This is a genomic window from Staphylococcus sp. AtHG25 (assembly GCF_003217445.1).
GTDB classification, from domain to species: domain Bacteria; phylum Bacillota; class Bacilli; order Staphylococcales; family Staphylococcaceae; genus Staphylococcus; species Staphylococcus haemolyticus.
In genome coordinates this window covers 74,863-83,264 of the sequence record NZ_QJSN01000010.1, presented here as the reverse complement: position 1 = coordinate 83,264, position 8,402 = coordinate 74,863, and the positions used below count along the sequence as shown (strand labels likewise).

At 31.9% G+C, this 8,402-nt stretch carries 9 protein-coding genes and 2 pseudogenes; 8 read left to right on the top strand and 3 right to left on the bottom strand.

Going from position 1 to position 8,402, the window contains the following annotated elements:
- The 3 genes and pseudogenes from BDW31_RS08675 to BDW31_RS08670 all read right to left on the bottom strand — a co-directional run.
- Positions 1-128 (bottom strand): annotated as a pseudogene (locus BDW31_RS08675) (IS6 family transposase); the annotation flags it as partial.
- 123 nt (positions 129-251) lie between these two features.
- A pseudogene (locus tag BDW31_RS12950) lies at positions 252-369 on the bottom strand (helix-turn-helix transcriptional regulator); the annotation flags it as partial.
- A gap of 270 nt (positions 370-639) precedes the next feature.
- The gene (locus tag BDW31_RS08670) at positions 640-735 is read right to left on the bottom strand and encodes a type I toxin-antitoxin system Fst family toxin (RefSeq protein ID WP_110709532.1); all 96 of its coding nucleotides are present in this window, start codon (positions 733-735) and stop codon (positions 640-642) included.
- A gap of 290 nt (positions 736-1,025) precedes the next feature.
- On the opposite strand from BDW31_RS08670, the gene BDW31_RS08665 reads away from it, so the two are divergent.
- The 8 genes from BDW31_RS08665 (at position 1,026) to BDW31_RS08630 (ending at position 8,401) form a co-directional block, all read left to right on the top strand.
- The gene (locus BDW31_RS08665) at positions 1,026-1,442 is read left to right on the top strand and encodes a YwiB family protein (protein WP_053024977.1); all 417 of its coding nucleotides are present in this window, start codon (positions 1,026-1,028) and stop codon (positions 1,440-1,442) included.
- Positions 1,439-3,100 (top strand): arginine--tRNA ligase, encoded by a 1,662-nt coding sequence (argS, locus tag BDW31_RS08660; protein ID WP_053024976.1) that lies wholly within the window; start codon positions 1,439-1,441, stop codon positions 3,098-3,100. Before BDW31_RS08665 ends, argS begins: the two co-directional genes overlap by 4 nt.
- A gap of 84 nt (positions 3,101-3,184) precedes the next feature.
- On the top strand, positions 3,185-3,832 hold the full coding sequence (locus BDW31_RS08655; RefSeq protein WP_053024975.1) for an endonuclease III domain-containing protein: 648 nt from the start codon (positions 3,185-3,187) through the stop codon (positions 3,830-3,832).
- An 88-nt stretch (positions 3,833-3,920) separates the two neighbouring features.
- Positions 3,921-4,685: a MerR family transcriptional regulator gene (locus BDW31_RS08650; RefSeq protein WP_037538118.1), complete on the top strand. Its 765-nt coding sequence runs from the start codon at positions 3,921-3,923 to the stop codon at positions 4,683-4,685.
- A 65-nt stretch (positions 4,686-4,750) separates the two neighbouring features.
- A complete protein-coding gene (locus BDW31_RS08645; RefSeq protein WP_053024974.1) occupies positions 4,751-5,248 on the top strand; it encodes a DUF805 domain-containing protein in 498 nt (165 codons plus the stop codon).
- 227 nt (positions 5,249-5,475) lie between these two features.
- On the top strand, positions 5,476-6,342 hold the full coding sequence (locus tag BDW31_RS08640; RefSeq protein WP_052071606.1) for an ABC transporter substrate-binding protein: 867 nt from the start codon (positions 5,476-5,478) through the stop codon (positions 6,340-6,342).
- 303 nt (positions 6,343-6,645) lie between these two features.
- Entirely contained in the window at positions 6,646-7,599 is a 954-nt protein-coding gene (locus BDW31_RS08635; RefSeq protein WP_053024973.1) for a FecCD family ABC transporter permease, read from the top strand.
- Between the two features lie 97 nt (positions 7,600-7,696).
- Positions 7,697-8,401 (top strand): HAD family hydrolase, encoded by a 705-nt coding sequence (locus tag BDW31_RS08630; protein ID WP_037548206.1) that lies wholly within the window; start codon positions 7,697-7,699, stop codon positions 8,399-8,401.
- Position 8,402: the final 1 nt, after the last annotated feature.

Below are 8,402 nucleotides of genomic sequence, written 5' to 3'. Positions count from 1 at the left end.
TGAACGTTTACACCACGTTCCCTTAATATTTCAGATATATCACGATAACTCAATGCATATCTTAGATAGTAGCCAACGGCTACAGTGATAACATCCTTGTTAAATTGTTTATATCTGAAATAGTTCATACAGAAGACTCCTTTTTGTTAAAATTATACTATAAATTCAACTTTGCAACAGAACCAAATTAGGCATATGTTAGCCAGTTAAGGGAACAACGACATGATAAAATGGTAATTAGCTATATTTTTCTAACTATGCAACAGAACCGAAAAAAATTCATCCACAGTGGTACCAAATAGTCTTGCCAAATTAAATGCTAATGTCAATGTAGGATCATATATTGTTTTCTATTACATTAATAGTTTCTAATAATATTGATATGTGAGAATGATGTTACCTAAAAAAGAAACTACAATTTTAAAATATGTTGTTTATCTAGTATCGAATATATCGCACACCTCAATTTCTACCGTTGTTTAATATGTTTCTTCTAATTAGTTGAGTCATCGTGTGAAATCATTTTGCATTTCTCCACTCACCAGTGTTATAATTTAGTTAACAAGGAAACTAGCATAGATGCACCAATCCCCTCACTATTGCCGTAGTGAGGGGATTTTTAGGTGTGGCTATGGTTGCCTATTTATTATTGCGATTACGTAGCCAATGCGTGAATATCGCAATAATACAATCACTGATGATTGTGGTCGTGATGTGAACAAGGATTTCTAGCATAGATTAGCACCTCCTCTCTACGCCTAAATTGACGCCTGAGAGATAGGCGACTAGTATATTATATCATCTCCAAATACACGCTGATAGTTTACTTCTAATAAGTCATTTTATAGTAATATTTTCCAAGATTTAACCTATATACTGTTCTTTTTATTACTAAATTTATCAAAATAGATGATGATACTTATATATATCCTAAATACTTTAAAACTGAGAAGTATCACCTACATGCACTATCTAATTTATGCTATAATGTGGTGTATTATTTAGAAGCTAAGGTGAGGCAAACGTTGAATAAGAATATAGACGTTCAAACGAAACAAGTTCTAAAACAAAATGGTGAAAAACAAAAATTTGAATTTGCTGCTCAAGGTTCATGGCAAAAGAAAAACGCAGATTATATTCGATATCAAGAACAAATTGAAGATGCAGTCGTTAATGTAACAATTAAAATTGAGGAACGCGGTGTTAAATTAATACGCAAAGGCGATATTAATATGAATCTTCACTTTGTGGAAGGTCATGATACGACTACACTTTACGATATACCAGCTGGTCGTATTCCCTTAACTGTTAAAACACGTAGCATCCTGCATTTTGTGAATGAAAATGGTGGAAAATTAAAAATTCAATACGAGTTATATCAGAACGATGAAAAGATGGGCTCATATCAATATGAAATTAATTATAAGGAGATAAGCGAATGAATATTATTGAAAAAGTAAAATCAACTTTAATAGAAGAAATTAAAGCAAGTATTGAAAAAGCTAATCTGGCTGAAGATATTCCCGAAATTAAAGTAGAGATACCAAAAGATACTAAAAACGGGGATTATTCAACGAATATTGCAATGGTATTAACTAAAATTGCGAAACGTAATCCACGTGAAATTGCTCAAGCTATCGTTGATAACTTAGACACAAGTAAAGCGAACGTGAAGCAAGTAGATATCGCGGGCCCTGGTTTTATTAATTTCTACTTAGATAATCAGTATTTAACTGCAGTTATCCCAGAAGCTATCAATAAAGGTGACAAATTCGGTTGTGCAGAAGAATCTAAGAACACGAATATTTTACTAGAATATGTATCTGCTAACCCAACTGGTGATTTGCACATTGGTCATGCTAGAAATGCTGCTGTAGGTGATTCATTAGCTAATATTTTAATTGCTGCAGGTTATAATGTAACACGTGAATATTATATTAATGACGCGGGTAATCAAATTACTAACTTAGCACGTTCTATTGAAACACGTTTCTTCGAGGCACTTGGTGATACAAGTCATGAAATGCCAGCTGATGGTTATAACGGTAAAGATATCATCGAAATTGGTAAAGATTTAGCTGATAAACACCCTGAAATGAAAGACTACTCTGATGAAGAACGTCTTAAAACATTCAGACAATTAGGTGTCGATTATGAAATGGATAAATTGAAAAAAGATTTAGCTGATTTCAACGTCCACTTTGATAACTGGTTCAGTGAAACATCATTATATGAAAATGGTGCCATTGATAACACATTAGCTAAAATGAATGAACTAGGTTATACGTATGAAGCAGATGGTGCGACATGGCTACGTACATCTGACTTTAAAGATGATAAAGACCGAGTATTAATTAAGAAAGATGGTACTTACACATACTTTACGCCAGATACAGCATATCATTACAATAAAATTAATCGTGGTAATGATATCCTAATCGATTTAATGGGTGCCGATCATCATGGTTATATTAATCGTTTGAAAGCTAGTCTTGAAACATTTGGTGTGGATAGTGATCGTCTTGAAATTCAAATCATGCAAATGGTTCGTTTAATGCAAGATGGAGTCGAAGTGAAGATGAGTAAACGTACAGGTAATGCAATTACTTTACGTGAAATTATGGATGAAGTAGGCATTGATGCTGCACGTTATTTCTTAACAATGCGTAGTCCTGATTCTCATTTCGACTTTGATTTGGAACTTGCCAAAGAAAAGTCACAAGACAATCCAATTTACTATGCTCAATATGCGCATGCACGTATTTGCTCAATCTTAAAACAAGCGAAAGAACAAGGTGTTGAAGTTACTGCTGATGCTGACTTTTCAACGATTACAAATGAAAAAGCAATCGACTTATTGAAGAAGATTGCTGAATTTGAACCAACTATTGAAAGTGCAGCAGAAAGTCGCGCACCACATCGTTTAACAAACTATATTCAAGATTTAGCTTCTGCATTCCACAAATTCTATAATGCTGAAAAAGTATTAACAGATGATGCAGAAAAGACGAAAGCTCATATAGCTTTAGTAGATGCAGTAAGAATTACGTTACACAATGCATTAGCACTGGTTGGTGTCTCTGCACCTGAATCTATGTAATCAAGAGAATTATATAAATTTTGATAACACCCTCATAAATTTCGATTTGTGAGGGTATTATTATGTAAAGATTGGAGTGAGAGTATGCCAACGCTTACGACAGAAGAACTTTACGAAACTTTATTAGAGCATATGGGACAGCAACATTGGTGGCCCGCTGAGAGCCCGGAAGAAATGATGCTCGGTGCTATATTAGTCCAAAATACGAATTGGAAAAATGCAGACATGGCTTTACTTCGGTTAAAAGAAAAAACAAACTTTAATCCTCAAAAAATTTTATCGTTGCCATTAACTGAACTACAAGAAACGATCCGTTCCAGCGGCTTTTATAGGAATAAAGGGAAAGCCATTCATGCTTTGTTTCAGTGGTTAAATCAATTTAATTTTGATTATGAAAATATTGATCAACATTATGGAGATAATCTAAGAAGAGAATTACTAAAAATTCGTGGCATCGGTAGCGAAACAGCCGATGTTTTACTCGTCTATATCTTTAAAGGTATCGAGTTTATTCCTGATAGTCATACGAGACGTTTGTATAGTAAGTTAGGTTACGCCCATACAGAAAGTTATGATAAATTTAAAAAGCAAATTTCATTGCCTCCTCATTTTACGAATCAAGATGCTAACGAGTTTCATGCCTTATTAGATAATTTTGGGAAAAACTATTTTAATGGAAATGGGACTCAAAAGTACACATTTTTAGAAGATTATTTTAATAAGAATGATTGACTTTAACGTTACGTCATAGTCTACACTCCTAAATAGATGAATGAGGTATTAATGATATTAAAAATAAAGTAAAGTGGAGAATAAAATAATGATAAATCATGACTATTTTACACCTAATGAAGTGAGCAAAGTGACGTCGGTTAGTACAAGAACCTTACGTTATTATCATGAGATTGGTTTACTTGTGCCTAGTTATATTGATGATAACGGGTATCGTTATTATCATTCTCAAGATATATCAAAATTACAAACAATTTTATTTCTTAGACAACTCAATTTATCGCTTGAGAACATTCAAGACTATTTTCAGCAAAGTATTAATGATAAAAATGTAATATTAGAAGAAAATTATGCTCAAATTATTCATCAACGAAATCACCTGAATCAAATCATTGATTACCTCAATCATCATCTAATTAATCATAGAAATGAGGAGATTAATATGGACAAATTTAATCAATTTGATGTGAATGAACAATATGATAAAGAAGCGGCGCTAAAATATGGTGACACGGATTACTATCAGTCATATCAAGATAATAGAACTCAATTTAGTGATTCTGAGAAGCAAGATAATGATGATCATACTAATGAACAATTCAATCAATTTTTTAATGAGATGAATCAACTATTGGAAGATGGCTATTCAGCGGATGACGCATTTACGTATCAAAATATCGAAACGTTAAAAAAGATATTACAACGACAAGTACCAAATGCGGACAATCAATTCTTAGAATATATGGCACTCACTTACGAAAGTGATGAACGTTTTGCTAAAAATATAAATAAAAATCGTAATGATTATTTAAATGAATATATTGCAAGAGCGATTCGAGCTTATATTAAATAAAGTATTTTCTTTAATCCTTTATTGTGTAATGATTATAGTGAATCATATTCAAAGGAGACGCTATAATGATTGAGTCGTATCAGCTATTCTGGAAAAATTATTTCAATGTACAAGGTCGAACTCGTAGACGACATTATTGGTTTGCAACATTAGCTAATATCATCGTACTTGTATTATTAAGTTTACTTGCAGACTTACTTAAATGGGTGTTTGGCGGTGGAGATACGTTTTTTAACATTGTGTATGAAACGATTGATGTCATCATTGTAATAGGTACATTTACTATGTCAGTACGTCGATTTCATGATGTTGGGCGCACAATGTTAATTCCGTTAATTATGTTAATATCGATGCTGTTACGAGGATTAATTGTATTAATAGAAACAATATCTAATGTGTATTTGAGTGATTTTTATTCTGACGTATCGTTAATGATTGCAACGGTAGTTGTGTTAGTTATTTCGATCGTATTATTAATTGTATCTATTTTCGCATTGATTTATTGTGTTACAGATAGTGAAAAAGGTACAAATGAGTATGGAACTAATCCCAAGGCAACGTAATGTTAAGAAAAGCATTGAGTATTTCTAAATTTAGAGATATTCAATGCTTTTTAATATTTAAAATTTTCCATGAAACAAATAATAGTATGAAATTACACAATTAAATATGAAAAACTTAAATTAATATTTAATATTATTTGTTATGATATATGCATACATATACATAATCTAGAAAGGAATGTGTGAACGTGTTAAATAAAAAGTTATGGATATTACTTAGTTTAGTCATGTTGATTCTTGTCGCTTGTGGACAAAACGATCAACATAAACAAGAAGATAAACAAAGTAATCAATCTGATTCCAACTCGAAAGAGCATTCATACAAACGTATCGTGTCGCTTATGCCAAGTAATACGGAAATTCTTTATGAATTAGGTCTCGGAAAAGATGTTGTAGGTGTTTCTACAGTGGACGATTACCCTAAAGATGTTAAAAAGGGGAAAGAACAATTTAATACAATGAATTTAAATAAAGAAGCCTTATTAAAAGTCAAACCCGATTTAATTTTAGCACATGAATCTCAAAAAGGAACTTCAAAGAAAGTGTTAGATAGTCTTGAAAAAAATGGTGTAAAAGTGGTTTATGTGAAAGATGCACAATCATTGGATCAAACGTATGAAACTTTTAAACAAATAGGTAAAGTAACAGGACGTGAACATGAAGCTAACGAACTTATTGATGAGACGAAGCACAATGTTGAAAAAGTAATAAAGTCGGTGCCAAGACATCATATGTCACAATCTGTTTTTATGGAAGTCTCTTCTAAACCTGAAATATATACAGCAGGCAAACATACATTTTTTGATGACATGTTAGCCCAATTAGATGCTAAAAATAGCTTTTCAAATATAGAAGGTTGGAAACCAGTGGATAAAGAAAGTATCATTAAAAAGAATCCAGATATCCTCATTTCTACAGAAGGTCTATCTAAATCAGATTACTATAAAGTGATTAAAAAACGTGATGGTTTCCGTCAAATTAAAGCTGTGAAAAATGGACGTGTTGAAACTGTGAACGGTGATGAAATTTCACGTCCAGGCCCTCGTATTGATGAAGGTTTAAAACAATTAAGAGACGCTATTTATAAAAGATAAATTCATATGAATTAAATAGTTATTGTAAAAGTGAGATTAGTACAATTTATATTGAAAAGTTACATTACAAATCCTCTGTAGCTGACTGAACTGAGAAGGGCTTTAAATCAAGCTTTTCTCAGTTTTAATTATTTTTGCGACTATGCAACTACGGGACCTAGCAAAAAGAATGTTGTATAGAAATGCTATAACTAATGCAAGCTAAGTCTACGAATTTAAAAGAATGCTGCCCCCAGTCCCATTCTTTTATATCATCAGTTATAATAGAAGAAATAATAGAAAGATTATTGATGAGTTGATAAAATGACAAGAAATATATATTCAACATTTCTAAGTTGGTGCATATGTTTAATCGGTGCCATAGGATTTTATTTACTATGGGACATAGGGAGCTTAACGGATTCATTTAATCAAATGATATTGCTTAAAGTTCGGTTGCCAAGAATTATTGAGGCCTTATTAACAGGAGCAATATTAACACTAGCAGGTCAGATGTTTCAGACTGTTTTAAATAATCCTCTAGCCGATAGTTTTACATTAGGACTGGCAAGTGGTGCTACATTCGGTTCTGGATTGGCGATATTTCTAGGATTATCTTTTATTTGGGTGCCCATCTTTTCAATTAGCGCTAGTTTAATCGCATTATTGATCGTCTTAATGATTGCTGCCAAAATCTCACGTGGTTATCCACTCAAAATTCTTATTATTACTGGTTTGATGATAGGTGCACTCTTTAATGCATTATTGTATATTCTAGTTTTAATTAAACCTAATAAGATGAACCAAATAGCTAACTACTTTTTCGGAGGATTTGCAGCGGCTGAAACGCGAGAGGTCATATACATCGGTCTAATAACTATACCTATTATATTGATTCTATTTAGTATGGTGCCAGCGATTAAGTTATTACAATTAGGTGAATTGAAGAGCCAGTCATTAGGTTTAAACGTCCAACAAGTCATGTTTTTGATACTAACACTAGCATCTATAATAACAGCAGTCGCGATAGCATATACAGGTATTATTGGTTTCATCGGCATGATAGTGCCACAACTGATAAGACGCTATTATTGGAGATTTACTTTAGGCATTCAAATGATATTAAATATTTTAATCGGTGCTACAATGATGTTGATTGCAGATTGGATTGGTAGTGTGTTAATTCATCCAGTGCAAATACCAGCTAGTATTATTTTGGCTTTAATAGGTATTCCAACATTATTTTACATTTTGATTAAGCAATCTAAAGATGTTTAAACATACATTTAACTGTATCACATGGATATTACGTTATTATTTTATGGAAGACTTTTGATAAAATGAGAATAATTATAGAGTTAAGAGGGAATTGACAATGGACTTAAGTCATATAAAAGCAATCGTGTTTGATTTAGAAGGTACATTATTAGATAGAACAAAATCTCGAGATAAATTCATTGAGGAACAATATGAACGATTTCATGATTATTTCGTACATGTTCAATTAGCAGATTTTAAACAAAAATTTATAGAATTAGATGACGATGAAGATAATGATAAACCTGATTTATATAAAGCAATTATTAAGCAGTTCCATATTGATCGTTTAACATGGAAAGATTTATTTAATGATTTTGAAATGCATTTCTATCGTTACGTATTCCCTTATTATGACACGCTATATACTTTGGAGAAATTATCGCAAAATAATTATGTTTTAGGTGTTATCGCAAATGGTAAATCTAAAATTAAACAATTTCGTATACATTCATTAGGATTAGGGCATGTAATCAATTATTTATCAACTTCTGAAACTGTAGGATTCCGTAAGCCTCATCCTAAAATATTTGAAGATATGATTTATCAATTAAATGTTCAACCTGAAGAGATAATGTATGTGGGTGATGATGCTTTAAATGATGTAGCACCAGCTCGCGCAATGGGCATGGTAAGTGTGTGGTTTAAACATGATGACGCTGAATTAGAACCTTTAGAAGAAGAGGTTGACTTTATTATTACTACAAGTGAAGAGTTATTATCAATATTACCGATTCATAAAAAACAAGGAGGAGATTCATAAG

Excerpts from the sequence above, each read along its gene's own strand:
- BDW31_RS08650 (WP_037538118.1), top strand. The coding sequence starts at position 3,921 with ATGATAAATCATGACTATTTTACACCTAATGAAGTGAGCAAAGTGACG.
- BDW31_RS08640 (WP_052071606.1), top strand. The coding sequence starts at position 5,476 with ATGTTGATTCTTGTCGCTTGTGGACAAAACGATCAACATAAACAAGAA.
- BDW31_RS08630 (WP_037548206.1), top strand. The coding sequence starts at position 7,697 with ATGGACTTAAGTCATATAAAAGCAATCGTGTTTGATTTAGAAGGTACA.
- BDW31_RS08670 (WP_110709532.1), bottom strand. The coding sequence starts at position 735 with ATGCTAGAAATCCTTGTTCACATCACGACCACAATCATCAGTGATTGT.
- argS (WP_053024976.1), top strand. The coding sequence starts at position 1,439 with ATGAATATTATTGAAAAAGTAAAATCAACTTTAATAGAAGAAATTAAA.
- BDW31_RS08655 (WP_053024975.1), top strand. The coding sequence starts at position 3,185 with ATGCCAACGCTTACGACAGAAGAACTTTACGAAACTTTATTAGAGCAT.
- BDW31_RS08635 (WP_053024973.1), top strand. The coding sequence starts at position 6,646 with ATGACAAGAAATATATATTCAACATTTCTAAGTTGGTGCATATGTTTA.
- BDW31_RS08645 (WP_053024974.1), top strand. The coding sequence starts at position 4,751 with ATGATTGAGTCGTATCAGCTATTCTGGAAAAATTATTTCAATGTACAA.